Annotated in this window: 21 protein-coding genes; 7 read left to right on the top strand and 14 right to left on the bottom strand. The window is 68.6% G+C overall.

All coding sequences use genetic code 11. From position 1 onward, the window contains the following. Positions 1-2 precede the first annotated feature (2 nt). From K0H49_RS21505 to K0H49_RS21465, 9 genes are all read right to left on the bottom strand, one after another. Complete coding sequence (locus tag K0H49_RS21505) at positions 3-1,622, bottom strand: methyl-accepting chemotaxis protein (RefSeq protein ID WP_219216821.1); 1,620 nt, start codon at positions 1,620-1,622, stop codon at positions 3-5. 991 nt (positions 1,623-2,613) lie between these two features. Beyond that, positions 2,614-3,849 (bottom strand): pyridoxal phosphate-dependent decarboxylase family protein, encoded by a 1,236-nt coding sequence (locus K0H49_RS21500; RefSeq protein WP_219216819.1) that lies wholly within the window; start codon positions 3,847-3,849, stop codon positions 2,614-2,616. A 56-nt stretch (positions 3,850-3,905) separates the two neighbouring features. Beyond that, a complete protein-coding gene (locus K0H49_RS21495; RefSeq protein ID WP_219216816.1) occupies positions 3,906-4,718 on the bottom strand; it encodes an ABC transporter permease in 813 nt (270 codons plus the stop codon). Then, positions 4,715-5,551: an ABC transporter ATP-binding protein gene (locus K0H49_RS21490; RefSeq protein ID WP_219216814.1), complete on the bottom strand. Its 837-nt coding sequence runs from the start codon at positions 5,549-5,551 to the stop codon at positions 4,715-4,717. Before K0H49_RS21490 ends, K0H49_RS21495 begins: the two co-directional genes overlap by 4 nt. Beyond that, on the bottom strand, positions 5,551-6,591 hold the full coding sequence (locus K0H49_RS21485; RefSeq protein WP_219216812.1) for a taurine ABC transporter substrate-binding protein: 1,041 nt from the start codon (positions 6,589-6,591) through the stop codon (positions 5,551-5,553). Before K0H49_RS21485 ends, K0H49_RS21490 begins: the two co-directional genes overlap by 1 nt. Positions 6,592-6,731: 140 nt before the next feature. Beyond that, positions 6,732-7,406, bottom strand: coding sequence for a GntR family transcriptional regulator (locus K0H49_RS21480; protein WP_219216810.1), 675 nt, complete (start codon positions 7,404-7,406; stop codon positions 6,732-6,734). Between the two features lie 101 nt (positions 7,407-7,507). Continuing rightward, positions 7,508-8,431 carry a dimethyl sulfoxide reductase anchor subunit family protein gene (locus K0H49_RS21475; protein ID WP_219216808.1) on the bottom strand — a complete coding sequence of 308 codons (924 nt, stop codon included), beginning with the start codon at positions 8,429-8,431 and terminating at the stop codon, positions 7,508-7,510. Further along, on the bottom strand, positions 8,428-9,228 hold the full coding sequence (locus tag K0H49_RS21470) for a 4Fe-4S dicluster domain-containing protein (protein WP_257625060.1): 801 nt from the start codon (positions 9,226-9,228) through the stop codon (positions 8,428-8,430). Before K0H49_RS21470 ends, K0H49_RS21475 begins: the two co-directional genes overlap by 4 nt. Beyond that, positions 9,225-12,173 (bottom strand): molybdopterin oxidoreductase family protein, encoded by a 2,949-nt coding sequence (locus K0H49_RS21465; protein ID WP_219216806.1) that lies wholly within the window; start codon positions 12,171-12,173, stop codon positions 9,225-9,227. The genes K0H49_RS21470 and K0H49_RS21465 overlap by 4 nt, the downstream gene beginning before the upstream one ends. A gap of 81 nt (positions 12,174-12,254) precedes the next feature. Here K0H49_RS21465 and K0H49_RS21460 point away from each other — a divergent pair, with 81 nt between their 5' ends. Next, positions 12,255-13,169, top strand: coding sequence for a LysR family transcriptional regulator (locus K0H49_RS21460; RefSeq protein ID WP_219216797.1), 915 nt, complete (start codon positions 12,255-12,257; stop codon positions 13,167-13,169). 49 nt (positions 13,170-13,218) lie between these two features. On the opposite strand, the gene K0H49_RS21455 is transcribed toward K0H49_RS21460, so the two are convergent. Then, positions 13,219-14,181, bottom strand: coding sequence for a bifunctional enoyl-CoA hydratase/phosphate acetyltransferase (locus K0H49_RS21455; protein ID WP_219216788.1), 963 nt, complete (start codon positions 14,179-14,181; stop codon positions 13,219-13,221). A 24-nt stretch (positions 14,182-14,205) separates the two neighbouring features. Continuing rightward, the gene (xsc, locus tag K0H49_RS21450) at positions 14,206-16,029 is read right to left on the bottom strand and encodes a sulfoacetaldehyde acetyltransferase (RefSeq protein WP_219216785.1); all 1,824 of its coding nucleotides are present in this window, start codon (positions 16,027-16,029) and stop codon (positions 14,206-14,208) included. A 172-nt stretch (positions 16,030-16,201) separates the two neighbouring features. Here xsc and K0H49_RS21445 point away from each other — a divergent pair, with 172 nt between their 5' ends. Genes K0H49_RS21445 through K0H49_RS21435 form a run of 3 tightly spaced genes read left to right on the top strand, consistent with a single transcriptional unit; the run spans position 16,202 to position 19,770 of the window. Further along, the gene (locus K0H49_RS21445; RefSeq protein WP_219216783.1) at positions 16,202-17,032 is read left to right on the top strand and encodes an IclR family transcriptional regulator; all 831 of its coding nucleotides are present in this window, start codon (positions 16,202-16,204) and stop codon (positions 17,030-17,032) included. A 31-nt stretch (positions 17,033-17,063) separates the two neighbouring features. Beyond that, entirely contained in the window at positions 17,064-18,011 is a 948-nt protein-coding gene (locus K0H49_RS21440; protein WP_219216781.1) for an AAA family ATPase, read from the top strand. Positions 18,012-18,051: 40 nt separating this feature from the next. Further along, positions 18,052-19,770: a cobaltochelatase CobT-related protein gene (locus tag K0H49_RS21435; protein WP_219216779.1), complete on the top strand. Its 1,719-nt coding sequence runs from the start codon at positions 18,052-18,054 to the stop codon at positions 19,768-19,770. Between the two features lie 63 nt (positions 19,771-19,833). Here K0H49_RS21435 and K0H49_RS21430 read toward each other — a convergent pair whose 3' ends face one another. Beyond that, on the bottom strand, positions 19,834-21,558 hold the full coding sequence (locus tag K0H49_RS21430) for an N-acyl-D-amino-acid deacylase family protein (protein WP_219216778.1): 1,725 nt from the start codon (positions 21,556-21,558) through the stop codon (positions 19,834-19,836). A gap of 16 nt (positions 21,559-21,574) precedes the next feature. Continuing rightward, positions 21,575-22,579: a Bug family tripartite tricarboxylate transporter substrate binding protein gene (locus K0H49_RS21425; RefSeq protein ID WP_219216775.1), complete on the bottom strand. Its 1,005-nt coding sequence runs from the start codon at positions 22,577-22,579 to the stop codon at positions 21,575-21,577. Between the two features lie 175 nt (positions 22,580-22,754). Here K0H49_RS21425 and K0H49_RS21420 point away from each other — a divergent pair, with 175 nt between their 5' ends. Next, positions 22,755-23,789, top strand: coding sequence for a LacI family DNA-binding transcriptional regulator (locus K0H49_RS21420; protein ID WP_219216774.1), 1,035 nt, complete (start codon positions 22,755-22,757; stop codon positions 23,787-23,789). On the opposite strand, the gene K0H49_RS21415 is transcribed toward K0H49_RS21420, so the two are convergent. Continuing rightward, the gene (locus K0H49_RS21415) at positions 23,786-24,403 is read right to left on the bottom strand and encodes a Pr6Pr family membrane protein (RefSeq protein WP_219216772.1); all 618 of its coding nucleotides are present in this window, start codon (positions 24,401-24,403) and stop codon (positions 23,786-23,788) included. The two genes, K0H49_RS21420 and K0H49_RS21415, sit on opposite strands and share 4 nt — an antisense overlap. 170 nt (positions 24,404-24,573) lie before the next feature. Between K0H49_RS21415 and K0H49_RS21410 the strand changes: the two genes are divergently transcribed. Further along, positions 24,574-25,446, top strand: a complete 873-nt coding sequence (locus tag K0H49_RS21410) for an IclR family transcriptional regulator (RefSeq protein ID WP_219216771.1) — start codon at positions 24,574-24,576, stop codon at positions 25,444-25,446. Continuing rightward, positions 25,385-26,368, top strand: a complete 984-nt coding sequence (locus K0H49_RS21405; protein ID WP_219216769.1) for a tripartite tricarboxylate transporter substrate binding protein — start codon at positions 25,385-25,387, stop codon at positions 26,366-26,368. The genes K0H49_RS21410 and K0H49_RS21405 overlap by 62 nt, the downstream gene beginning before the upstream one ends. Positions 26,369-26,370 lie beyond the last annotated feature (2 nt).

The raw sequence follows: 26,370 nt of genomic DNA, 5'->3' as shown, positions 1-26,370 counted from the left end.
GCTCACACCTTGAATCGCGAGACGCCGCTTCGCAGGTCGTTCGCGACGAGGTTGAGCTCGTCGATGGCCGAACTGGAATGGCGCAGCGACTCGACGGTCTGCTGCGTCGCCTCGCTCAGCTGGGCCAGCGCCTGGTTGATCTGTTCGGCACCGGTCGCCTGCGCGCCCATGCCTTCGTTGACCATCTGCACGCGCGGCGCCAGCGTCTGCACCTGCTGGATGATCTGCGACAGCTGGTCGCCGACCTGCTGCATGTCGGCCATGCCGCGGCGCACTTCCTCGGAGAACTTGTCCATGCCCATCACGCCGGCCGACACCGAGGACTGGATCTCGCGCACGATCTGCTCGATGTCGTAGGTGGCCACGGCCGTCTGGTCGGCCAGGCGGCGGATCTCGGTGGCCACCACCACGAAGCCGCGCCCGTACTCGCCGGCCTTCTCGGCCTCGATGGCCGCGTTCAGCGACAGCAGGTTGGTCTGGTTCGCCACGTTGGTGATGGTCGTCACCACCTGGTTGATGTTGCCGGCCTTCTCGTTGAGCACGGCCAGCTTGCCGTTGACCGAGCCCGCGGCGTCGACCACGTTGCGCATCGTGTCCTCCATGCGCGCCAGGCCGGTCTGCCCGCTGCCCGCGAGTTCTGCCGTGCGTTCGGCCGCGCCCGACACCTCGGTCATGGTGCGCACCAGATCGCGCGAGGTGGCCGAGATCTCGCGCGAGGTCGCGCCGATCTCGGTGGTCGTGGCGGCGATCTCGGTCACGGTGGCCTGCTGCTGGCGCGAGGTGGCCGCAATCTCGGTCACCGAGGTCGCCACCTGGATCGCGGAGCGCTGCGCCCTGCTCACCAGCGTCGACAGTTCGTCGGCCGTCGTGTTGAAGCCGAGCTGGATCGCGTTGAACTCGTCCTTGCGCGCCAGGTCGAGGCGTCGGCTCAGGTCACCCGCGCCCAGCTGCGTCAGCCCGCTGACGATGGCGCCCATCGGCTGGGTGATCGCGCGCATCAGCAGGATGCCGCAAGCGATGGCCGCGACCAGCGCCACGCTCAGCGACACGAGGATGCCCTTCTGCGCATTCGAAATCGCCGCGCCGATGCTCGCGGTCGCGATGTCGGCCTGCTTCTTGTTGACTGCGAGGATCGCTACCAGCGCCTCGCTGCCGCGGGTGAACTGCGGCAGCAGCTGCTCCTGCACCGCCACGCGGGCACGGCCCTGGGCGGCCATCGTTTCATCGGCCAGCAGCAGGTCGCGCAGTCGCCGGTACTCGGCCACGGCCTGACGAAAATCCTTGGCTAGCGCCGCCTCTTCCGTCGAATGCAGAGTGCCGTCGTAGCCGGCCAGCAGTTCATCGAAATGCGCATCGGAACGCGCGCGGGCGCCCATCAGCGCGCGTCGATTCTCGGGCGTCGACTGTTCGAGCACATCGCGCAACTGGATGAAGCTCGCGCCCCAGGTCGAGCGCAGCGACGCGCTGTAGAACAGACCCGGCACAGAGTCGGTGCGCAGCACGTCGGCCTCGCGCTCGATCGTCACCAGGCGTGTGAGGTTGAGCGCCGCCATCGAGGCCATGATGCCCAGGATCACGGCAAAGCTGGCCAGCATGCGTTGGCGAAGGGTCAGGTTTTTCATAGGAACGGGATTGCGCGGCACCGGGACAAAGAAGAGGGGCTGCCGCGTCAGAACGCGAGCCGGGGGATCTGGCTTGCCTGCCCCCTGAAAAGCCGTGGCAATGGTAACGACTATGAATCCGTCAAGGACAGTTACGGTGAAAAAATGTAAATTGATTACTTTTTACTGACAACCAAAATACTGCCAGCTCGGATGACTGCGAGACGGTCGATGCCAATGCCTGATACCGGAAGTGATGCCGATTTTTCCGGTGCGTGCAATGGCAGACCATTGCAATCCAAGGCCGGCATCCGAAATAGAATTTGCGCGCGAGGCGCATTCACTCTTCGCTCTCGATCATCGCGCCGCAGACGGCGCATCTCATTCGCGTCCAGCTTGATGAGGCAAGCTCTTCTGGTCGGCGGGATGCTCAAGAGAATATTCTGTGCTTCGCTCTGCAACTGTCTTCTCGCTGCAGTGATCCACCCCTAGGCGGCACCGCACTGCTGTCGCCGAACTGCATTGGACCATCACGGAACACAGGCCCGCCAGCGTGATCCGCCGATGAAAGATCCCGCAGCATCCACGTTACAGGATTTCCCATTCCGTCCGGGACGGCCTCTCGCAACTCAAGACCTCACCTCGACACCCTAAGGAATTTCAAAGGCGCCCTGGAAAAACAATTTTTTCAGCGCGCACCAGCCAACCATGAACCCTCAAGGGGGCACCAGCGCTCATCTCCAACGGAGAAATCAATAGAACGAGGTACAGCATGGAGAAAAACATCCTCTCCATGCCAAATCACAATTGGCGCCATGACCCTGCATTGCAACGCAAAAGGAATCCGGCAGCGACCTGGACGCCCGCCTTCTGCTTGCAGACTGCACCGGCAGCGGCCGCTGCTGGCAACTGCGCGACACACTGCGGGCCGAATGCGCGAAATGGGCCCAGCCCCTGCTCGCCCGCTGAATTGCTCGCAATGTCATTTCATCGGCGAGCCCGCCGATGCGTTTCAGTAGCGCGCGTCCACCCGTGGCGCCGCGCCCTGCGGCGCCGGCGCTTCCTGGATGGCCGCGGCCAGATCGTCCAGATAGCGTCCGACCACTGGCTCGTGCGTGAGATTGAGCATGTGGTGCAAGCCGGCGGGCTCGGTGACATAACCCGCCACCCAGCCGCGACGTGTGAGCCCGGCACCGATGGCTGCGATGTCGTGCGCGGGCGAACCGTAGGCCAGGATCGAGAGCTGCGGGTCGCCCAGCGTCGGCAGCCCGAGCGAGGCCGCGCCATCCTGCAGTGCGCGCCGGGTGGCGAGCACGCGCGCGGCGACACGCCGATAGCCGTCTTCGCCGAGGTAGTTCATCACGGCCCATGCGGCAGCGATGGCGCCGCCGGCCCGGGTACCGACCAGCGTATGCGTGAAGTACTGGCCGCGCGGCCACTGGTCGAAGTACCAGCCCATGCCCGCAAAACCGTCGGCATCGCGGAAGAACAGCGTCGATGCGCCCTTGGCGGTGTAGCCGTACTTGTGGAGGTCGGCCGAGATCGAAGTCACGCCGGGCACCGAGAAGTCCCAGTCGGGCAATGTCACGCCGAGCTGCTGCGCGAAGGGCGCAAAGTAGCCGCCGACGCATGCATCGACGTGCATCCACACCCCGCGCGCACTGGCGGCCGCGGCGATCTCGCCGATCGGGTCGACCACCCCATGCGGAAAGGCCGGCGCCGAGCCGACCACCATCACGGTGTCGGGCGTGATCGCCGCGGCGATGGCCGCCGGGTCGGCGGTGAAGTCGGCACGCAACGGCGTGCGGATCGGCGTGAGGCCCATGAAATGCGCGGCCTTGTCGAAGGCCGGATGGGCGCTGGCGGCCATCACGATCTGCGGCGTGCCCTTGGACGGGAGCCGCCCGCGTGCCTGGTCGCGCGCCGCCTTCACCGCAAGGAAGATGCTCTCGGTCCCGCCGGTGGTCATGGCGCCACGCGCCAGCGGGCCGCCGTGCAGCAGGCCGAGTCCCATCGCGACCACCTCGGACTCGAAGCGCTCCAGGCTGCCGAAGGCGCGCAGCCCCAGCCCGTTCTCCGAGAAATACATCTGGTAGGCCTGGCGCGCCACGTCGAGCACGTCTTCCCCCGCGTAATGGATGAACATCGGCACGCGACCACCGCGCCAGTCGACGTCGTTCTTGCCGGCCTCCTCCAACTGCGCCTTCAGCGCGGGCCACGGAATGCCTTCCTTGGGCAGCATCGTCATTGAAGTCTCCAGTGCGCAGCGGGTGCGCTTTCGGGTTCGGATGGACACGCGGGCGGTCAGCCCTCCTTGCCGCCCCAGTGAACGACATGGTTCTCGAGCGCGCGGGCGCACAGGTCGAGCAGGTAGCCGAGCGCGGCCATGATCAGCGCGCCCACGATCACGACGTTGGTCAGCAGGAAGTCCGACGCCGACATCGCCATGTAGGCGATGCCCGCGCTGGTCGCGATCATCTCGGCGCCGACCAGCATCGTCACGCCCAGCCCGATGCACACGCGCACGCTCGTGAAGATGCCGGGCAGGCTGGCCGGAAAGATCACGCGGCGGAAGATCATCCCGCGCGAGGCGCCGAGCGCCAGCGCCGCCTGCACCTTGCGCCGGCCCACGCCGCGCACCGCCTGCATCGCGCTGATCGACAGGATCGGAAACAGCGCCAGCACGATGATCACCACCTTCGCCAGTTCGCCGATGCCGAACCAGATGATCAGCAGCGGCAGCAGCGCGAGCTTGGGCATCGGGCGGCTGATCTCGATGGGCGGATCGAGCACCGCCTTCACCGTCTCGTTCATGCCCATCCAGAGCCCGAGCGGCACCGCGACCACGACCGACACCACGAACGCGATGCCGAAGCGATACAGGCTGATCCCCAGGTGATGGCCGAGCGTCTTGCCCTGGTAGCCGTTCCTGAGCAGCGTGAGGAAGGTGTCCCACACCGAACCGGGCGAAGGCAGGAACAGTGGCGCCACCATCGGCTTCTCACCGATCGGCGTGGTGACCAGCAGCCACAGCAGCAGCAGGCCCAGGAAGGAGCCGAGGTTGATCCACAGCGAGCGCCGCGTGCGGCGGCTGCCGGCATGCGTCGCGCCACTCATCGCTCGACCTCCTGGCGCTGCGCAGCGAGCGACTCCTCGCGCAGCAACGCGAAGATCTCGGCCTTCATGCGCATGAACTCGACGCTGGCCACCACCGCAGGGTCTTCGCTGAGCGCGAACTGCGGTGCCAGCCGGGCCTTGATGCGGCCCGGCCGCGCCGACATCACGACGATGTCGGTCGCCAGGAACAGCGCCTCCTCGATGCTGTGCGTGATCCACAGCACCGTCTTGCGCGTGCTCTGCCAGATGCGCTTGATCTCTTCCTGCAGCAGCTCCCGCGTCTGGGCGTCGAGTGCGGCGAAGGGTTCGTCCATCAACAGGATCTCGGGATCGTTGGCGAGCGCGCGCGCAATGCCCACGCGCTGCTGCATGCCGCCCGACAGCTCATAGGGATAGCGCTTGGCGAACGCCGTGAGCCCGACCATCTCGAGGTAGTGCATGGCGATGCGCTGGGCCTCGGACGAGGACTTGCCGGTGGCCAGCGGACCGAAGGCCACGTTGTCGCGCACGTTCATCCAGGTGAACAGCGCGCCCTGCTGGAAGACGACGCCGCGCCGTGGGTCCGGGCCGCGCACGGGCACGCCATCCATCAGCGCCTGTCCGCTGGTCGGCGTCTCGAAGCCGGCCAGGATGTTGAGCAGCGTGCTCTTGCCGCAGCCCGAGGGACCGACCAGGCACACGAAGGCGTTCTCGGCGATGTCGAGCGAGATCGGCTCCAGCGCCTGCACGGCCCCGTCACCACTGCCGAAGCGCTTGGTGACGTGGTCGAAGCGGGCCTTGACCCCCGACGGCGCCGCCGCGGCACCGCCGTTCGTGCGCAGGTCGCCGTGCATCAGGCGAGCTGCGCGACGAAGCTGCTGTCGATCAGCCCGTTCATGTCCTTGGGCAGCGCATTGATCTGCCCGGTCTCCTTCAGGAACTCGGCCTGCACCTGCAGCGTCTTGACCACCGCCGAGTTCTTCTCGCCCGGCTTGCCCAGCCACTGCGCGCTCAGCTGCTCCTTCGCGGGCACCGGATAGAAGGTGTTGAGCGAGCGCATCACGGCCGCCTCGTCCACGCCGAGGAACTTGGTCATGGTGTCGACCACGTCCTTCGGGTTCTGCTTGAAGGTCACGGCGATCTGCTCGAAGTCCTTCAGGAAGGCGAGCACCAGCTCGGGGTTCTTCTTCTTGAACTCGTCGCGCACCAGGAAGGCGTCGAACATCACCAGGCCCGCGGCCTTGTTGAGATCGCCGGTCTGGAACAGCACCGTGCCGCCGTCCTCGACCAGCTTGGGGATCACCGGCACCCAGATGTAGCTCGCGTCGATCTCGCGGCGCGTCCAGGCCGAGGCGATGGTGTCCGCGCGCATGTTGATCAGCTGCACGTCGTTGATGCCCAGCCCGGCCGTCTTGAAGGCCGCAAGCGCCGCGAAATGCACCGAGGTGTTGAACGGCAGGCCCACGCGCTTGCCCTTGAGGTCGGCCAGCTTCTTGATGTTGGCGCTGTTCTGCACCACCAGCGCCTCGCTGTCGATGATGTTCTTGTAGATGTAGACCAGCGAGGCCTGCACGCCGTTGGCATAGCCCACCACCATCGGGCTCGCGCCCAGGTTGCACATGTCGAGGCTGTTGCCCGCGATCGCAGAGATCACTTCGGAGCCCGCACGCACGGTCACGAAGTCGACCTTGGCATTGCCGAAGGTCTTGGCCATCGCGTTCTTCGCCCGGATGTAGTTCTGCACGTCGATGCCGCCGAAGGTGCCGAGGTTGACCGTCTTCTGCGCCTGCCCGAAGGCCGGCCCGGCGCCGATCAGCGCCCCTCCCGCCATCGAACCGACCATCATGTGGGCCGCGGTCAGGCTGAACTCGCGGCGGGACAGGTTGAGCTTCATCGGATGCCTTTCAGAAAGGGCGGTAGCGAAGAACGGGGCGTCGACCCCGGGTTCCGACAAAGAATACGGCTCTTTGAATATATTCTCAACCGCATTTTCCGCAGATCGATCTGCGATTTCCGAATTTGGCCGCGTCCGTCTCAGGGCTTGAGCAGGCGCACGAGGAACTTGGCGCCCTCGGTCAAGTCGTCCCGGATGGCTTGGGCCAGCGCGTCGCCGTCGCGTCTTCGCAAGGCGTCGATCGCCTCCAGATGGGTCTCATGGCCCGTCAGGCTGCCGCAGTAGCTGGGAAACAGCAGGTTGAGCGTCGGCCCCACGCGCAGGTACAGGCTCTCGATGATGCCGACCAGCACGGGTTGCTCGCAGGCACGATATATCGACATGTGGAAATCGGTGTTCGCGCTCAATGTTTCATGCGCCTTGCCGGCCTGGATGGCCGCAAGGTGCGTGGCCACCACCTGGTCCAGCCGGTCCATTTCCGCATTGCCCATGCGCGCGGCGGCATCGCGCGCAGCCATCGGTTCGAGCGCGAGCCGGATGCGCAGGATCTCCCGGTACGTCTCGACGCCGAGCCGCGGCACACGGATGGTCCGGGCGTTCTCGATCGTCAGCGCGCGCTCGGCGACCAAGCGCTGCATCGCCTCGCGCACCGGCGTCAGGCTCACGCCATAGCTCTCGGCGATGCCGCGCACCGTCAGCACCTGCTCGGGCAGCAGCCCGCCGGTCATGAGGGCACGGTGAAGCCGTCGGTAGGCCTGGTCGGCCAAGGTGTCGGCGCGGACCGCGGCGTCGTCGTCGGGAGCGGAACGGGTCAAGGGGATGACGGACATCGGTGGAGCGGCGGCGGGTCGCCGCGGTAGCCTGGATACGGCCTGAATATACTCTGGCGCACCGACGCCGACGGCGCCCGCCCCGCTCAGGAAACCACCTGGTAGTAGAGGTTCTGCGGGTGCCTGGCCTGCGCGAAGAAGAACCACCGCTCGGCCACCAGGCCCGGCACCTGCACCGCCAGCGCCAGCCCGAAGGCCAGGCCCGAAGCGGTCGCCACGCCCCACAGCAGCAGCACCGTCGGCAGCGCGAAGCCCAGCACGATCAGCGCGCGCTTCACGTTCCTCATCGCGAGCAGGCTCGCGTGGTGAAAGAACTCGCGGGTGTTGAAGGACCCGGCCGACATGCCCATCGATTTCTGCACCAGGTTGGGCGCGCGGATGCCCGTGGCCGACTGCAGCGTCGAGGCATGCCGCAGCACCGCGTTGCGGCGCAACGCCATGGTGCGCGTGATCCAGGCGACGACGGTGACGGCCAGGGCCGCCGGGCCGGCTGCCTGGAGCAATGGCGACTGGCCCCGCAGCGCCGCGAGCGCGCTGGTCAGCACGAGGCCCGACGACAGGCCGATGAGCGCGAAGTTCACCAGCGTCAACGGCTGCGCCCATTCCTGGACGAAGCGCAGGCAGGCATAGATCATGGCCGTGCAATACCACAGCAAGGCGGCCAGCACGATGGCGGCCAGCGGCAGCCACACGGTGTCGACGCCCCAATGCAGCGCAGCCCACCAGAGCGCGACCACGGCCATGAAGGCCGGCAGCACGATCACCTCGCGCGACAGCCACGAGGTGCGCCACATCATCGCGGCGCGCCATGCGCGTTCGGGCCGGCCCAGATGACCGAAGGAAGCGCCGAGGCCGATCAGCAGCATCGCCTCGGCCACGAGCAGCGCCGCGCCGAGGAACGATGGCGCCATGGCCATGCCGGCCAGGCGCGCCAGCGCGAGCGCGACCACCATGCCCTGCGCAGCACCGGCGATGGTGGTGAAGATCACGACGGAGAAGGCCGGGTTCATGGCTCGCCCCCCACTGTCGGCTGCACCTTCGAGCGACCGCCGGCCACATCGGTCACGCGGCGCGGCAGGTACTGGTTGGCCGGGCCGGTGTTCCACTCGGGCATCAGCGAGTAGCCACCGCGTTCGCGGATCGCGATCGAGGCTTCGGAGTTCGGGTCCTTCACGTCGCCGAAGATGCGCGCACCCGTCGGGCAGGCCTTCACGCAGGCCGGCTTGCGGTCCTCCTTGGGCAGCTTCTCGTCGTAGATGCGGTCGACGCACAGCGTGCACTTGGTCATCACCTGGCGTTCTTCGTCGAGTTCTCGCGCGCCATAGGGGCAGGCCCACGCACAGTACTTGCAGCCGATGCACTTGTCGTAGTCGACCAGCACGATGCCGTCTTCCTTGCGTTTGTAGCTTGCGCCCGTGGGGCACACCGGCACGCAGGGCGGGTCCTCGCAGTGCAGGCAGCTCTTGGGGAAGTGGATGGTCTCGGTGGCCGGGTAGGTGCCGGCTTCGTAGGTCTGCACGCGGTTGAAGAAGGTGCCGGTCGGGTCCGCGCCGTAGGGCTTCTCGTCGGCCAGCGGGCCGGCGCTGCCCGAGGTGTTCCATTGCTTGCAGGAGGTCACGCAGGCATGGCAGCCGACGCACACGTTCAGGTCGATCACCAGGGCGAGCTGCTTGGCCAGCGTCTCGCCCGGGTCCGCGCGCACGCTGGCACCGCCGCCGCGCGAGATCGACACGGGCCGCACGCCCTCCTCCACCAGCGCCATCGGTTGCGAGGCGCCCGCCATCAGGTCCTTGAGCCACTGGATCATTTGCGTCGTCCTCCGGCGAAGTAGGTCAGAACGCTCGCGGCCTTGCCGACCACGCCCGGCGTGCTGGGCATGCTCGTCATCTGCGGGAAGCTTTCCTTCGGCTCCTCGGGCCCGGCCGGCCGGATGCGCACGCGCACGTCGTACCAGCCGGCCTGGCCGGTGATCGGGTCGGAGTTGCTGATGGTGGTGCCGCCGTGCGAATTGGCAAAGGGCAGCTCCTCGGTGATCAGGTGGTTCAGCAGGAAGCCCTTGCGCGCCTCGTCGGCGCCGGGCGCGAGTTGCCAGGCACCGTCGGCCTTGCCGATGGCGTTCCAGGTCCAGACCGTGCCGGGCTCGACCGTCTCGCTGTAGCGCAGCATGCAGCGCACCCGGCCCCATTGGCTCTCGACCCAGCACCAGCCGCCATCCTCGATGCCCGCCGCCTTCGCGGTGACCGGGTTGACGTGCAGGTAGTTGTGGCTGTGGATCTGCCGCAGCCAGGCATTCTGCGAGTCCCACGAGTGGTACATCGCCATGGGCCGCTGCGTCAGCGCGTTGAGCGGATAGGCCACGCGATCGGTCACGCCGTCTTCCAGCGGCGGGTACCAGAAGGGCAACGGATCGAAGTAGGTGTCGATGCGCTCGCGCAGTTCCTCCGGCGGCTGGCGACCGGGCGTCTTGCCCTGCGCGGCCAGCCGAAAGCTCTGCAGCGTGTCGGAGTAGATGGCAATCTGCACCGGGTCGTTGCGCTGGCGCCAGCCGTGCTCCTTGGCGAAATCCAGGTACTGACGGTTCCAGTTGCGCATGTAGTGCATGGACTCCGGCATGTGGTACTGGAACACGCAGTTGTTCTGCGCGTAGGCATCCCACTGCTTCGGGTTGGGCTCGCCCTTGAGGTGCTGGGTGCCGTCCTTGCCGCGCCAGCCCATCAGGAAACCGATGCCCGGCTGCGGCTGGAAGTTGACGACGAAATCGGGGTAGCCGCTGAACCTGGGCCCGCCCTCCGGCGTCGTGAAGGCCGGAAACTTCAGGCGCGAGGCCAGCTCGATCAGCACTTCCTGGAAGGGCTTGCACTCGCCGGTCGGCGGCACCACCGGGATGCGCACCGAATCGACCGGGCCGTCGAATTCCGAGATCGGCCGGTCGAGCATGCCCATCACGTCGTGGCGCTCGAGGTAGGTGGTGTCGGGCAGCACCAGGTCCGCGAAGGCCACGGTCTCGCTCTGGAAGGCGTCGCACACCACCAGGAAGGGGATCATGTACTCGCCCTTCTCGTCCTTGCGGTTGAGCATTTCGCGCACGCCCATCGTGTTCATGCTCGAGTTCCATGCCATGTTGGCCATGAAGATCATCAGCGTGTCGATTCGGTACGGGTCGCCCTTGACGGCATTGGTGATCACGTTGTGCATCAACCCGTGCGCCGACAGCGGATGCTCCCACGAGAACGCATGGTCGATGCGGATCGGCGAGCCGTCGGGGTTGATCGCCAGCTCGTCCGGGCTGGCCGGGAAGCCCAGCGGCGCCGCGTTGAGCGGCGTGTTCGGCTGGATCATCTCGGGCGAATTGAAGGCCCGGTAGTTCGGCACGATGTGGCGCGGGTACGGCGCCTTGTGGCGGAAGCCGCCGGGCGCATCGATGGTGCCCAGCACGCTCATCAGCACCGCCAGCGCGCGGATGGTCTGGAAACCGTTCGAGTGCGCGGCCAGCCCGCGCATCGCATGGAAGGCGACCGGCCGACCCTGCGTGGTCGGGTGCACCTTGCCCCAGGCGTCGGTCCAGGGAATGGGCATCTCGAAGGCCTGATGCAGCGCGGTCTCGCCCATCTCGCGCGCCAGCTTGCGGATGCGCTCGGCATCGATGCCGGTGATGCCCGCGGCCCATTCGGGCGTGCAGTCGGCCACGCGCTCACGCAGCAGCTGGAACGCGGGCGCGACGCGGGTGCCGTCGGCCAGCGTGTAATGGCCTTCGAGCGCCGGATCGCACCACTCGGCGACGCCTTCGGGGTAGGCCGCCTTGACGGTGCCGTCGGCACGGTCCCAGATCAGCTTGTTGTGCGGGTTGCGCCCGTCGCCCGGCGGGCCGCGCGCGGGGTCCGGGTCGAAGGCGAACAGGCCTTCGCGCTCGCCTTCGTCGAGCACCACCAGCTGCGGCGCATTGGTGAAGCGCCGGAGGAAGGCATGGTCGATCAGGTTGCTGGCGATCAGCTCGTGCAGCAGGGCCATGAAGAGCGCGCCGTCGGTGCCAGGCTTGATGGGAATCCACTCGTCCGCGATGGCCGAGTAGCCGGTGCGCACCGGGTTGATCGAGATGAAGCGGCCGCCGTCGCGCTTGAACTTGCTGAGGGCGATCTTCATCGGGTTGCTGTGGTGGTCCTCCGCGGTGCCGATCATCACGAACAGCTTGGCGCGCTCGAGGTCGGGCCCGCCGAATTCCCAGAAGCTGCCGCCGATCGTGTAGATCATCCCCGCGGCCATGTTGACCGAGCAGAAGCCACCGTGCGCTGCATAGTTGGGCGTGCCGAACTGGCGCGCGAACAGGCCGGTGAGTGCCTGCATCTGGTCGCGACCGGTGAACAGCGCGAACTTCTTCGGGTCGGTCGCGCGAATCCTGCCCAGGCGTTCGGTCAGGATCTCGAAGGTGCGCTCCCAGCTGATCGGCTCGAACTCCCCGGCACCGCGCTCGCTGCCCGGCTTGCGCAGCAGCGGCCGGGTGAGCCGCGCGGGCGAGACCTGCTTCATGATCCCCGACGAGCCCTTGGCGCAGATCACGCCCTTGTTCAGCGGATGCTCGGGGTTGCCGTCGATGTAGCGCACCTCGGGGCCGTGCACGCCATCGCGCAGGTGCACGCGGATGCCGCAGCGGCAGGCGCACATGTAGCAGGTGGTGGTCTTGACCGTGGTCTCGTCGGTCGGCGTGGGAGCGTCGAGCGGATCGTGGATCGGCTCGCGCGAGAGGAACTTGAACACTGGCGGTCCTTCGGTTCTTTGGGTGGGCGGGTTCATCCTAAGGATTGCGCTCAAACAAAAAAGCGGAGAATATTTCTTATCGTGACCCGAAAAACCGATCAATCGACCGATTCGCGCCTGCGCCTCAACCTGCGCCAGCTCGAAGTCTTCGTCGCCACGGCGCGCGAAGGTTCGACGCGCGCCGCCGCCACGCGCGTGGCGCGTTCGCAATCGGCCGCCAGTGCCTCGCTCGCCGAACTCGAGGCCGTGCTGGGCGTCAACCTGTTCGACCGGGTCGGGCGGCGGCTGCTGCTCAACGAGAACGGCCATGCGCTGCGCGCCAAGGCCGCCGCACTGCTCGAACAGGCGGCCGACATGCAGTCGCTGTTCGCCAATGCGCATCCCGCGCCGCTGCGCATGGCGGCCAGCTTCACCATCGGCGAGTACCTGCTGCCCGACCTGGTCGCCAGCTGGAAGGATGCGCACCCCGACAGCCAGGTGCGGCTGCAGATCGGCAACACCACGCAGGCCATCGAGGCGGTGGCCGGCTTCGACGTCGACCTCGGCTTCATCGAGGGCTCGCAGACGCACCCCGAACTCTCGACGCAGCGCTGGCTCAGCGACGAGATGGTCATCGTGTCCTCGCCGACCCATCCGCTTGCCGGGCAGGTCGCGGGCCTGCGCCAGTTGCGGGCAGCCGACTGGGTGCTGCGCGAGCGCGGCTCCGGCACGCGCGAGGCCGCCGACCGCTGGCTGCTGGAGCACCTCGGCCGGTTGAACGTCGGCTTCGAGCTGGGCAGCACCGAGGCGATCAAGCAGTTCGTTGCGCGCGGCGTGGGTCTGGGCTGCGTGTCGCGCTATGCCGTGGCGGAAGCGCTGGAGCAGGGCTGGCTGGTGGAGTTGCGCACCCGCCTGCCCAAGGCTCTGCGCCACCTGGCCATCGTGACGCACCGCGACAAGCACCTGGGGCGCAGCGCGCTCGCCTTCATCGAACACTGCATGAGGGCCTCGCTCTGAGCCTTCGTCCGCGCAGCGGTGCGCGCTCCGGCCCGGCCTCCTGCGAGCCTCAGCGAGGCGCAGCCAGCACCGCCAACGCCACCGACGCGATGCGTGCGAGCACCGAATCGGCGCGCGAGGTCAGCACGATGGGCACGCGCGCGCCCAGCACCAGCCCCGCGCACTCGCCGCCGCCGAGGTAGTTGAAGCTCTTGTAGAGCATGTTGCCGGCATTGAGGTCGGGCACGATCAGCAGGTCGGCGTCACCGCTGACCTGCGACTCCATCTTCTTGATGCGCGCAGCCTCGGCCGAGATCGCGTTGTCGAAGCCGAAGGGGCCCTCGACCCAGGCGCCGGGCCATGCCCCCTCCCGGGCCATGGCGACCAGCGCCTGCGCGTCGAGCGTCGCAGGGATCCCGGGGTTGATCGACTCCACCGCCGCGAGGATGCCGACCTTGGGCCGCGCGATGCCCAGCGCCTGCAGCAGGTCGACCGCATTGCCGAGGATGTCGCCCTTGGTCTTCAGGTCGGGCGCGATGTTGACCACGCAGTCGGCCAGGCCGAGCAGCTTCGGATAGCGCGGCAGGTCGAACAGGAAGATGTGGCTGATGCGGCGCGTGCCGCGCAGGCCATGGGCGCGGTCGACCACGGCCGACATCAGTTCGTCGGTGTGCAGCGAGCCTTTCATCAGCACCTGCACCCTGCCCTCGCGCACCAGCGCGACGGCACGGCGCGCGGCGTCCGCCGGCCCCGCTTCCGTTTCGGCGCTGTCGACGATCTCGAAGCGGGCGAGGTCGATGCCGGCGGCCTGCGCCGCCCTGGCGATCGCCGCATGCGGGCCGACCAGCACCGGCACGGCGAGCGCCGCGTCGGCGATGCGCGCCGCCGCGTCGATGGCGGCGCTGTCGCACGGATAGACCAGCGCGATGCGCAGGGGCGCGTCGGCCGCGCGCTCCCGCGCTCGGCGAACCAGGTCGTCGAGCCGGGGATGCGTGGCCGCCGCGCCGGTCTCGGGGAGCAGCGCTGGCGTCATGGCGTGATGGCCGTCAGCGCGCGCTCAGACGTAGTCCTTGTACTTGTCGAGGAAGCGCACGGGCTTGGCCAGCGCATCACGGCGGAAGGGGTCGCCCAGCTCGCGGGTGCACATGATCTCGATGACGCAGGTCTTGCCTTCGTTCATCTGCATGTCGATGGCCTTCTTCAGCGCCGGGCCCACGTCCTCGAGCCGGTCCACCACGATGCCTTCGGCACCCATGGCCTGTGCGATGCCGGCGAAGCTCTCGCTCTCCAGTTCGCCCGCCACGAAGCGGCGGTTGTAGAAGTCGACCTGGTTCTTCTTCTCGGCGCCCCACTGCCGGTTGTGGAATACCACCGCGGTCACGGGAATGTCGTGGCGCACCGCCGTCATGATCTCCACCATGCTCATGCCCCAGGCGCCGTCGCCGGCGTAGGCCACCGCCGGGCGGTCGGGCGCGGCGCACTTGGCGCCGATCATGGTGGGCAGCGAGTAGCCGCAGTTGCCGAAGCTCATAGGTGCGAAGAAGCTGCGCGGTTCGTCGAAGCGCAGGTAGCTGTTGGCGATCGCGTTGATGTTGCCGATGTCGGTCGACACCATCACCCGCGGCGGCATCGCCTTCTCCAGCTCGCGCAGCACCTGGCGCGGATGCAGGTAGCTGCCGCCGGTCGGGGTCTTCTCGCCCTTGGCCTCCTCGATGGCGTCGAGGCTGTATTGATCGCGCTCGTGCGTCCACTCGTCGAGTTCCTTCTCCCAGGCGGCCTTCTCCGACTGGATCGTGGCGGCGCGCTCGGCCTTGCTCGCGTCGCAGACGAGCGTCTTGTCCTTGAGCAGCGCCAGCAGCGCCTTCGCCGTGGCCTTGGCATCGCCGTGGATGCCCACGGTGATCTTCTTCACCAGGCCCAGGTTGGTATGGTCGGCCTCGACCTGGATGATCTTCGCGTCCTTGGGCCAGTAGTCCATGCCGTGCTGCGGCAGCGTGCCGAACGGGCCCATGCGCGAACCGAGCGCGATCACCACGTCGGCCTGCGCGATCAGCTTCATCGCGGCCTTCGAACCCTGGTAGCCCAGCGGGCCGGCCCACAGCGGGTGGCTGGCCGGGAACGAATCGTTGCGCAGATAGCCGTTGGCCACCGGCGCGCCCAGCCGCTCGGCCAGCGCCTTGCACTCCTCCACCGCATCACCCATCACCACCCCGCCGCCCGACAGGATGACCGGGAAACGGGCCGTGGCCAGCAGCTCAGCCGCGGCCTTCAGGCTGTTTTCGCCGCCGGCACCGCGCTCCACGCGCATCGGCTTCGGGATCTCGCACTGGATCTCGCCGTAGAAGTAGTCGCGCGGGATGTTGAGCTGCGTCGGCCCCATCTCGGAGATGGCGCGGTCGAAGCAGCGCGCCGTGAACTCCGCCATGCGCTTGGGATTCACCACATGCCCCTGGTACTTGGTGAACTCCTGGAACATCGGCAGCTGGTTGGCCTCCTGGAAGCCCCCCAGGCCCATGCCCATGGTGCCGGTCTCGGGTGTGATCATCACGACCGGGCTGTGGGCCCAGAAGGCGGCGGCCACCGCGGTCACGCAATTCGAGATGCCCGGCCCGTTCTGGCCGATCACCACGCCGTGGCGGCCCGACACGCGGGCATAGCCGTCGGCCATGTGGGCGCCGCCCTGCTCGTGCACCACCGGAATCAGGCGGATGCCCGCCGGTGCGAAGATGTCCATGGCGTCCATGAAGGCCGAGCCCATGATGCCGAACATCTCGGTCACACCCTGGGCCACCATCGTCTCGACGAAGGCTTCGGAGGGGGTCATCTTCTGCACGCCGGTGACGGCGGCGCGGGCGGCGGTGGCGGGGGGCTGCTGGCTCATGGTCTGTCTCCTGGGGTCGGGATGGGCGGTTTGCCGGGGTTCAAAAACATGGAACATATGGTTCCGTTTTCTCCTGGCGGCGACTATAGGGTGCCGCCGTGCTTGCGTCAAACAATTTCAAAAAAACGGAACACCATGTACTGTTTTTTGTAATTCAGTATGATCAGGCGCCATGAAGATCGTCAAGAGTTCCAAGACCGAGGTGCGGCCCGAAGGCGTCGATGCCAGCGCCGACACGCCCGCGATGCGCCTGTTCGGGCTGCTCGAAACCATTGCCGCGAAAGACCAGCTCTATTCGCTGCAGGGACTGGTCGAACAGACCGGCCTGCCCAAGCCGACGCTGCACCGCATGCTGCAACAACTGGAGAGCACGGGGCTGCTGCAGCGCGAGGTCGACGGCCGCCACTACGGCATGGGCACACGGCTGCGCCGGCTCGCCGAGAACCTGCTGCTCAACGACAGCCTGCACGGCGCGCGCCACACGGTGCTGCGGCGCCTGGTCGAAGAGGTCGGCGAGAGCTGCAACATCACCGCGCTCTCCGGCAGCGAGGTGGTCTACCTCGACCGGGTAGAGACCGTGGCGCCGCTGCGCTTCTACCTGCACCCGGGCTCGCGGGTGCCCGTGCACTGCTCGGCCAGCGGCAAGATCTTCCTGGCGCAGATGGAGACGGCCCAGCGCCGCCGCTTGCTGGCCAACGGCACGCTCGAGGCCTACACGCCCAAGACGATGACCGACCCGGCACAGATCGAGCGCGAGATCGCCCGCGTGCGCAAGGACGGTTTTGCGATCGACAACGAGGAGTTCCTGCCCGGCCTGCTGTGCATCGCGGCGCTGGTGCCGAGCGCGAGCGGGCCGTCGAACCTGTGCGTGGCGGTGCAGGCGCCGATCATGCGGCTCGACCTGCCCAAGGCGAAGGCGCTGATGCCTGCGCTGCAGCGCGCGGCCCAGGCACTGAGCCGCATCGCCGCCGACGCCGACCCCGAGCGCCGCGCCCAGGCCTGAAGTCCTCGGCGCCCGCCGGAAAGAGCACCCCATGAGCGACATCACCGAACGCCGGCCCGACCACCTGCTGAGCGTGCGCGACACCTTCGGCCTCGACAGCAACCTGCAGGTGCCGGCCTTCAGCGAACGCGACGCCCACGTGCCCGAGATCGACCCGGTCTACCGCTTCAATCCCGATGTCACGCTCGCCATCCTGGCCGGCTTCATGCGCGACCGGCGCGTGATGGTGCAGGGCCTGCACGGCACCGGCAAGTCGACCCACATCGAACAGATCGCGGCGCGCCTGAACTGGCCCTGCGTGCGGCTCAACCTCGATGGGCACATCAGCCGGCTCGACCTGGTGGGCAAGGACGCCGTGGTGCTGCGCGACGGCCAGCAGGTCACCGAGTTCCAGGAAGGCATCGTGCCCTGGGCGCTGCAGCGGCCGGTGGCGCTGATCTTCGACGAGTACGACGCCGGCCGGCCCGACGTGATGTTCGTGATCCAGCGCATCCTGGAACGCGACGGCCAGTTCACGCTGATGGACCAGAACCGCGTGCTGCGCCCGCACCCCTTCTTCCGCCTGTTCGCCACGGCCAACACCGTGGGCCTGGGCAATCTCAATGGCCTGTACCACGGCGCGCAGCGGCTCAACCACGCGCAGATCGACCGCTGGAACATCGTCGCTTCGCTCGACTACCTGCCGGCCGACGAGGAGGTGGCCATCGTGCAGGCACGCGTGCCTGCGCTGGCCGACGACGCCGGCCGCGCGCTCGTGCGTTCGATGGTGGCGGTGGCCGAACTCACGCGCAAGGGCTTCGCCGCGGGCGACCTGTCGACGCTGATGTCGCCCCGCACCGTCATCACCTGGGCCGAGAACGTCGAGATCTTCCAGGACACTGCGCTGGCCTTCCGCCTGTCCTTCGTGAACAAGTGCGACGAGGCCGAACGACCGCTGGTGGGCGAGTACTTCCAGCGCTGCTTCGACCGGGACCTGTGAACACCGCCGGGCCCGCGGGTGTCGTCCGGAGGGCCGCCCGGTGAACGACCTGCAGCAGCGCATCCGCCACGCGCAGCAATTGGACGAGTTGTGCGCAGCAGTCGTGCGCGCGGTCAGCGGCGAGCGCGACCTGCACTTCCGCGGCCGCCGGCTGCACCGCGGTCGCGATCCCCTGCCCTGGTTTGCGCCGCACCTGCACCCGTCGCCGGAGACCGACGACCTCGGTTCCTTCCGCGGCGTGGCCGACGGCCTCGGCCTTCGGCTGTCGCGGTCCGACGCGGCGCTGCATGACAGGCTGAAGCCCGAGCCACCGGTCGAGCGCTTCCTGTTCGAGATGCTGGAGCAGTTCCGCGTCGAGGCCCTGGCGCCCGAGGCCATGCCGGGCATGGTGCACAACCTGCGCCACCGGCACGAGGCCTGGTCGCTGGCCTTCCACCACGCGGGCATGACCGACACCGCGCGCGGGCTGCTGGTCTACGCAGTGGCGCAGATCTGCCGTGCCCGCGTGAGCGGCCAGCAGGTGGTGGAGGCCACCGAGGACATGCTCGAGGCCACGCGCTTCGCGCTGTCGCCGCGCATCGGCCATGCCCTCGCCGGCCTGCGCCGCGACCGCACCGACCAGGCCGCCTACGCGGTGCACGCGCGTGCCATCGCCCGCACCGTCGCGGAGCTGCTGGCCGATGCCGGAGAAGAACCCGACGCCGGCACGGCGCGCGCCGAGGCCGAGACCCGACGCGGCCTCTTCAGCCTGGTGGCCGACATGGATGCCGACGTCGTCGAGCGCATCACCACCGCCCCGTCGGGCCGCAGCCAGGTGCTCGACGATGCCGTCGGGGCGTACCGCGTCTTCACGACCGCCTGGGACCGCGAGCACGAGGCCGCGACGCTGGCACGCAAGCAGGTGCTCGGCGCCCATCGCGAGCAGCTTGACCGCCGCATCGCGGACCAGGGCGTGAACGTCGCGCGGCTGGCCCGCACGCTGCGCGCATTGCTCGCCCGACCCGCACGCGACGGCTGGGACAGCGGCCAGGAGGAAGGCCACATCGACGGCCGCCGCCTGGCGCAGCTGATCGCGTCGCCCGCCGAACGGCGCCTGTTCCGCACGGAGCGCGTGGCGCCCGTGGCCGATTGCGCCCTCGCCTTCCTGATCGACTGCTCGGGCTCGATGAAGCAGCACGCGGAATCCGTCGCGATGCTGGTCGACGTGTTCGCCCGTGCGCTCGAACAGGCCGGCGTGGCCAGCGAGATCCTCGGCTACACCACCGGCGCCTGGAACGGCGGCCGCGCACGGCGCGACTGGCAGCGCGCCGGCAAGCCGCCCCATCCGGGCCGGCTCAACGAGCGTTGCCACCTGGTGTTCAAGAGCGCCGACACGCCCTGGCGTCGTGCCCGCCCGTCGATCGCGGCGCTGCTCAAAGCCGACCTGTTCCGCGAAGGCATCGACGGCGAGGCGGTCGACTGGGCCTGCACCCGCCTGCTGGCGCGCAGCGAGGAGCGCAAGCTGCTGCTGGTGATCACCGACGGCTCGCCGATGGACAGCGCCACCGAACTCGCCAACGACGCCCACTACCTCGACCATCACCTGCGCGACGTGGTGGCGCGCCACGAGCAGGCCGGGCGCATCGCCATCGGCGGCATCGGTGTCGGGCTGGACCTGAGCCTCTGCTACCGCAACAGCCAGGTGATCGACGTGGCCGCCTCGGTGGGCAACGCGGTGTTCGCGGAGATCGTGGGACTGATGGCGTGGCTGCGCCGCTGACCGACCGGTGCCCCCGGACCGCGCGGCGAGGCGCTGCGAAACGGTGGGACCGCCCCCGCGGCCTCAGGCTCGCCGTTGCGGCCCGCGCACCAGCCTGCCTGGCAGCGCACCGGTGCGCTCGCCGTCCTCCATGATGGTCTCGCCGGCCTTCAGCGTGGCGCGGTAGCCCTCGGCGGTCTGCACCAGCCGGCGGCCGCCGGCGGGCAGGTCGAAGGCCACGTACGGCGGCGGAATGCGCAGGCGATCGAAGTCGATGATGTTGATGTCGGCCAGGCAGCCCGGCTGCAGCAGGCCGCGGTCTTCCATGCCGTAGATGCGGGCGGTGTCGCGCGTCTGCCGCTGCACCATCAGTTCGAGCGGCAGCGTCGGGCCGCGCCGCCGGTCCCGCGCCCAGTGAGTGAGCATGTAGGTGGGCATGCTCACATCGCAGATGTAGCCGCAGTGCGCCCCGCCGTCGGCCAGGCTCATCATCGTGCGCGGGTGCTGCAGTTCGGTATGCAGCTGGCTGAGGTCGTTGTAGGCGTAGTTGAAGCTGGGGAAGTAGACGATGCCCTTGCCGTCCAGGTCCATCAGCATGTCGTAGGCCACCTCGAGCGGCGTGCGGCCATCGCGCTGCGCGATGGCGGCGATGCTCTGCGACTGCGGCGGTTCGTAGTCGGGCTCGGCGCCCAGCGCATACATCTTGTGAAAGCTCTGGGTCAGGTAGGCGGTACGCGTGTCGTACTGCGCCGACCCCATGAGCGCCGCCATGTCCGTCAACTGCGCCCGCACCGCGGGCTCGCGCAGGCGTGCCAGCTTCTCGGGCCACGCCAGCGGCGCGATCTGCTGCCACAGCGGGTGGCTCATGAAGGGGTGCGTGGAGCCGAGCCAGGCCATCAGGATGCCGGCCGGCCGCCCGGCCACCGCGCCGTACAGCGGCACGTTCTGGCGGTGCGTCTCGTCGAGCGCGGCCAAGAGCCGCTTCCAGGTGTCGGGCGTCTGGTCGGTCTGCACCAGCGCGAAGGCCACCGGCAGGTTGTTGTCGCGCGCCAGCTGCGTCATCCAGGGCAGCTCGGTTTCCATCTGGTAGTGGTTCGAGGTCATCTGGAACACGCCGTGGCCGACCTCGCCCAGCACGCGGCCGATGCCGAGAATCTCGTCGGGCGAGGCGAAGGTGCCCGGCGGGTACTTGCGGCCCTCGTACTTGTGGATGATGGTGCGGCTGGTCGAGAAGCCCAGCGCGCCGGCGCGCATGCCTTCGCGCACCAGCGCCACCATGGCCTGGATGTCGGCCGGCGTGGCCTCGTCGTGCGTGATGCCGCGCTCGCCCATCACGTAAGTGCGCAGCGCCGAGTGGGGGATCTGCGCGCCCACGTCGAGCGCGCGCGGCATGCGCTCCAGCGCATCGAGATACTCGGGGAAACTCTCCCACTGCCAGTCGATGCCTTCGGCCAGCACGGTGCCGGGGATGTCTTCCACCCCCTCCATCACGCTGATCAGCCAATCGCGCTTGTCGGCATGCACCGGCGCGAAGCCGACACCGCAGTTGCCCATCACCACGCTGGTCACGCCATGGTCGGTCGACGGGCTGAGGTACGGGTCCCAGGTGACCTGGCCGTCGTAGTGCGTGTGCACGTCGACCCAGCCTGGCGTGACGATGGCACCGCTGGCGTCGATCTCGCGCCGGCCCGCGCCGAGCTTGCCGCCGACCTCGGCGATGCGCCCCTCGCGGATGCCGATGTCGCCGGTGAAACGCGGCTGCCCGCTGCCGTCGACGAGCGTGCCGCCGCGGATGATGGTGTCGAACATGGAAATTCCTCTTCTTTCAGTCCAGCTTGATGTTGGCGGCCTTGATGACCTCGCCCCAGCGCTCGCTGTCGTTCTTCACGATGGCGGCGAAGGCCGGGCCGGCGACGCCGGAGGGCTCGTTGCCCTGCGTCTCGATGAGCTTCAGCATGTCGGGCGAGCGCGCGATCTTCGCGAGCAGGTCGCCGATCTTCTTCGCCACCGCCGGGTCCATGCCGCCGGGTCCGAAGAGGCCCTGCCAGCCCACGATGTCCAGCCCCTTCACGCCCTGCTCGCCGATGGTCGGCAGGTCGGGCAGCACCGGCACGCGGGTGGGCGTCGCCGTACCGAGGCCCTTGGCCTTGCCGGCCTTGATCAGCTGCACCGCGGTCGCGGTGCCGTCGAAGTAGAGCTGCACCTCGCCCGCCACCAGCGCGCGCGAAGCGTCGGCCGTGCCCTTGTAGGGCACGTGCGTCATCTTCGTGCCGGTGCGCATCTGCAGCAGTTCGCCATTGAGGTGCGAGGTCGAGCCCTGGGAGAACGAGGCGTAGTTGAGCTGGCCCGGATGGGCCTTGGCATAGCGCACCAGCTCCTGCACGTTGTTGAAGGGCGCATCGGGCGGTGCGATCAGCACCGTGGCCGACTTGACCATCTGGGCGAGCGGCGTGAAATCCCGCACCGGGTCGTAGGGAAGCTTGGCGTAGAGGTGCGGGTTCTGCGTGTGCGTGATGACGATGGTGTAGAGCAGCGTGTGGCCGTCGGCCGGCGATCGCGCCACGTCCTGCGCGCCGATGAAGGTGCCGGCACCGGGCTTGTTGTCGACGATGACGTTGGCGCCGCCGAGCTCGTCGGTCATCAGCTTGGCGATCACGCGCGCGGTCGCGTCGGAACCCGAGCCCGCGGGGAACGGCACCACGATGCGGATCGGCTTGCCCGCGATCGGCCAGGTCGCCGCCTGGGCGAAGGCAGCGGGGGGCGCGAGAAGGCCGCAGGCCACGGCGGCGATGGCGAGCAGGCAACGACGGGAATGCACGGTCGGCTTCATGGTGTGTCTCCAGCAGGTGGGGCGTGCGGGCGTTTCGGAGTCGCCCGTCCAGCGCTTTATGCAAGCGCTTGCATGAAGGATAGGCCTGATTGGCCGGTGCCCGTCTTCGGGTTAGCACCGAGGCGCTGCATGCGCTTGCACGACGGCTAAGATCCGTGCACTGCCGCCGCCGCACATGAACGCACCCTCTTCCCCCGACACCCCACGCGCCGCCTCGCTCGCCGACGTCGCCAGCCTGGCCGGTGTTTCCACCGGCACCGTGTCGCGCACCCTCAGCAGGCCGGACATGATCAGCGAGGCGACGCGGCTGCGCGTGATGGCGGCGGTCGAGCGGCTCGGCTACGTGACCAATGGCGCGGCCCGCGCGCTGGCCATGCGCCGCACCATGACGGTCGGCGCCATCGTCCCGCGCTTTGGAAGTTCGTCCTTCCCCGCGCTGGTGCAGGCGCTCGAGAGCACGCTGGCGGCCGAGGGCTACACGCTGCTGCTGTCGGCGCCCGACCCCCGGCCCGCCTACGAGACGGGCATCCTGCGCGCCCTGCTGGAGCGCGGCGTCGACGCCGTGGCGCTGCTTGGGGCCGAGCAGCCACCGCAGGTGCTCGCCATGCTCGCGGCCCACCGCACGCCGTTCGTGACCATGTGGGCGCCGCCCGAGTCCGGTGGCCACAGCGTAGGCTTCGACGAATACGCGGCGGCGGCCCTCGTGGTCGACCACCTGGCTGCACTCGGCCACCGCAGCCTGGGCTACATCGGCGGCCGAACCGTCGACAGCGAACGCGCCCGGCGCCGACTGCGCGACCTGGGCCTGGCCATCGCCAAGCGGGGCCTGACGCTGTGCGACGACGCGATGAGCGAGACCGAGCACGGCTTCCGCGAAGGCTTCGACGCCATGAACACCATCGCACGGCGCCAGCCTCCGGTCACCGCCATCGTCTGCGGCAGCGATTACCTCGCCGCAGGCGCGCTCTCCGCACTCGCACAGGCGGGCATCGAGGTGCCACGCCGGCTGTCGATCGCGAGCTTCAACGACAACGACTTCGCGCCCTACCTGCACCCGCCGCTGACCACTGTGCACCTGCCGATCCGCGAGATCGGCGAGCAGGCCGGACACCGCCTGCTGGCACAGCTGCAGGGCAGGCCCGAGCTCCCGCTGCGGGCCTTGCCGGTCACGTTGATGCAGCGCGCCAGCACCGGCGCAGTGCCAGGCTAGGCCAGGGTCCGCGCCCGCCGGTTCCCCAGCGCGAGCACGGCCCAGCCCACCAGCGCGAAGGTCAGCGCGATGCCCACCGCATAGAGCGCCACGCCGCCGTAGCCGCCGACCTTGGCCGGCACCAGGAACGGATAGGGATACCAGCCGGTCGCGGCACCGCGCAGCAGCACGTACGCCAGGTAGGCGGCCGGAACGGCCTGGCAGAGCCACCAGGCATGCACGCCGAGCGGGCGGACCGGCGGCACGCGCAGCCAGTCGATCAGCATCGCGCAGGGCATCACGCCGTGCAGCAGGACATTGATCCACGGCCGCAGCGCCCCGAGGTCGACGTCGCGCAGCAGCAGCGCGAACACGATGCCGACCACGACCATGTCGACCACCGCCATCGCGCGCAGCAGGTCGGCGGCGGGCCGGGGCTCGCGGCCACTGCTGGCGCGCCAGGCCACGCCGCACAGCACGACCGCCGCGAACAGGTTCGACAGATTGGTGAAGTAGCTGAAGAAGTTGAGCGCCGGGAAACCCAGCGCGAGATGGATCGCCAGTTGCCGGCCGATGGCCGCCAGCGTGAGCAGCGCCAGCGCGAGGCGCAGGCCGTTCCAGATATTCACGCGCATGGTGATGTCCTCCGTGCATGCATCGGTGCGTCGGCTCCCCTGGCTGCCGATGGTAGGGCCCGGACGACCCCGCGGCCGGCGCGGTTGACAGCGCCCGTCCGTCTGCCTAAAGTTGTTCCACATTCACGAACAACGTTCTGATATTTAGAACACAACCGATTTTTTGCAGCATGGACTCCACACTGGCCAAGGGCCTCGCCACCATCGAATGGATGACTCGCCGGCAGCAGGATTGCCGCGTGACCGATCTCGCCCAGGCCTTCGGCATGGCGCGCAGCAACGCGCATCGCACGCTGAAGACCCTGGTCGAATGCGGCTGGGCCACGCAGGACCCGGCCACCAGCGCCTACCGGCCGAGCCTGCGGCTGTTCGAGCTGGGCGCGCTCGTGGCCGAGGTGTCCGACATCACGGCGCTGCTGCGCCCGCACCTCGCGGCGCTGGCACAGGCCACCGGCGAGACCATCCACCTGGCCACGCTCGACGGCGCGGAGATCGTCTACCTCGACAAGTTCGACAGCCCGCTGCCGGTGGCGGCGTACTCGCGCATCGGCGGGCGCGCGCCGGCCTGCTGCGTGGCCTCGGGCAAGGCGCTGCTGGCGGCCGCGCAGCTCGACCTGCCCGCGCTGCGACAACGGCTGGGCACGCTGGTGGCCCACACGCCGCACAGCATCCTGGACTTCGACGCGCTGCAGGCCGAGCTGGTGCGCACGCGCAGCCGCGGCTTTGCGGAGAACCGCGAGGAATGGCGCCTCGGGGTCTGCGGGCTCGGCGTCCCCGTCTTCAATGCGCGAGGCGAGGCGGTCGCCGCCCTGGGCATGAGCGTGCCCTCGATCCGCTTTGCACGCACCCAGGCACGCGAACTCGCCGAACAGGTCATGTCCTGCGCGCGCGACGCCAGCGGCACGCTGGGCTACCGGCACGGGCCGGCGTCTGCGACGCGCCTTCCAACGGCGCTCACCCCCCAAGACGGAGACATGCAGAATGAATCGACTCGTCCCCCTGCTGCGGGCCGGCCTCCTGGCCGCCGTCGCGCTCGCAGCTAGCGCCGTACCGGCCCAGAACGGCACCGACTACCCGAGCAGACCGATCAAGCTCATCGTGCCCTACCCGCCCGGCGGCGGCACCGACGTGATCGCACGCATCGTGCAGGAGCGCTTCCAGACCCTGATGGGCCAGCCGGTGCTGATCGACAACCGCGGCGGCGCGGCCGGCTCCATCGGCACCGACGCAGCGGCCAAGGCGGCGCCGGACGGCTACACCGTGCTGTTCACCCTGTCCTCGCACACCATCAACCCGAGCATCTACCCCAAGCTGCCCTTCGACACGGCCAAGGACTTCGAGCCGGTCGGCATGGTGGCATCGCTGCCGCAGATCCTGGTGGCGAACCTGCAGTTCGCGCCCAGCACCGTGGCCGAGCTGGTGGCGCTGGCCCGATCCCAGCCGGACACGATCTCCTTCGCCTCGGTGGGCAACGGCTCGCCCGGGCACCTGGCGGGCGAGCTGCTCAAGCTGCGCACCGGCACCCGCATGACGCACATTCCCTACCGCGGCGGCGGACCCGCCGTGACCGATGTGATGGGCGGCCAGGTGCCGCTGCTGTGGGTGTCGATTCCTGCGGCTGCGCAGTTCGTCAAGGCCGGCAAGCTCAAGGCGCTGGCCGTCTCGACCACCCAGCGCAGCGCGGCCTTCCCCGACGTGCCCACCATGCAGGAGGCCGGCATCGCCGACTTCGAGGTCGATTCCTGGTACGCGATGTTCGTGCCCGTGAAGACGCCCAGGGCCGCGATCGACAAGCTCAACAAGGCCATCAACACCGTCGTGCGCGAACCCGAGATCCGCGACAGGCTGCTGGCCCAGGGCAGCGAAGGCGTGGGCGGCCCGCCCGAGGCGCTGGGCAAGGTGGTCGACACCGAGCTGGCGAGCTGGGCCAAGCTGGCGAAAGAGGCCCGCATCAAGGTAGATTGACC

It is taken from the genome of Variovorax boronicumulans, assembly GCF_019352895.1.
Classification (GTDB): Bacteria; Pseudomonadota; Gammaproteobacteria; order Burkholderiales; family Burkholderiaceae_C; genus Variovorax; species Variovorax boronicumulans_A.
This window is presented reverse-complemented; position numbering and strand designations above follow the sequence as displayed.

What these genes read in the sequence shown, in the direction of transcription:
- K0H49_RS21420 (WP_219216774.1), top strand. Translation starts at nt 22,755, where the DNA reads ATGAACGCACCCTCTTCCCCCGACACCCCACGCGCCGCCTCGCTCGCC.
- K0H49_RS21455 (WP_219216788.1), bottom strand. Translation starts at nt 14,181, where the DNA reads ATGACGCCAGCGCTGCTCCCCGAGACCGGCGCGGCGGCCACGCATCCC.
- xsc (WP_219216785.1), bottom strand. Translation starts at nt 16,029, where the DNA reads ATGAGCCAGCAGCCCCCCGCCACCGCCGCCCGCGCCGCCGTCACCGGC.
- K0H49_RS21440 (WP_219216781.1), top strand. Translation starts at nt 17,064, where the DNA reads ATGAGCGACATCACCGAACGCCGGCCCGACCACCTGCTGAGCGTGCGC.
- K0H49_RS21430 (WP_219216778.1), bottom strand. Translation starts at nt 21,558, where the DNA reads ATGTTCGACACCATCATCCGCGGCGGCACGCTCGTCGACGGCAGCGGG.
- K0H49_RS21495 (WP_219216816.1), bottom strand. Translation starts at nt 4,718, where the DNA reads ATGAGTGGCGCGACGCATGCCGGCAGCCGCCGCACGCGGCGCTCGCTG.
- K0H49_RS21485 (WP_219216812.1), bottom strand. Translation starts at nt 6,591, where the DNA reads ATGAAGCTCAACCTGTCCCGCCGCGAGTTCAGCCTGACCGCGGCCCAC.
- K0H49_RS21405 (WP_219216769.1), top strand. Translation starts at nt 25,385, where the DNA reads ATGAATCGACTCGTCCCCCTGCTGCGGGCCGGCCTCCTGGCCGCCGTC.
- K0H49_RS21410 (WP_219216771.1), top strand. Translation starts at nt 24,574, where the DNA reads ATGGACTCCACACTGGCCAAGGGCCTCGCCACCATCGAATGGATGACT.
- K0H49_RS21470 (WP_257625060.1), bottom strand. Translation starts at nt 9,228, where the DNA reads ATGATCCAGTGGCTCAAGGACCTGATGGCGGGCGCCTCGCAACCGATG.
- K0H49_RS21500 (WP_219216819.1), bottom strand. Translation starts at nt 3,849, where the DNA reads ATGACGATGCTGCCCAAGGAAGGCATTCCGTGGCCCGCGCTGAAGGCG.
- K0H49_RS21475 (WP_219216808.1), bottom strand. Translation starts at nt 8,431, where the DNA reads ATGAACCCGGCCTTCTCCGTCGTGATCTTCACCACCATCGCCGGTGCT.
- K0H49_RS21490 (WP_219216814.1), bottom strand. Translation starts at nt 5,551, where the DNA reads ATGCACGGCGACCTGCGCACGAACGGCGGTGCCGCGGCGGCGCCGTCG.
- K0H49_RS21415 (WP_219216772.1), bottom strand. Translation starts at nt 24,403, where the DNA reads ATGCGCGTGAATATCTGGAACGGCCTGCGCCTCGCGCTGGCGCTGCTC.
- K0H49_RS21425 (WP_219216775.1), bottom strand. Translation starts at nt 22,579, where the DNA reads ATGAAGCCGACCGTGCATTCCCGTCGTTGCCTGCTCGCCATCGCCGCC.
- K0H49_RS21505 (WP_219216821.1), bottom strand. Translation starts at nt 1,622, where the DNA reads ATGAAAAACCTGACCCTTCGCCAACGCATGCTGGCCAGCTTTGCCGTG.
- K0H49_RS21445 (WP_219216783.1), top strand. Translation starts at nt 16,202, where the DNA reads ATGAAGATCGTCAAGAGTTCCAAGACCGAGGTGCGGCCCGAAGGCGTC.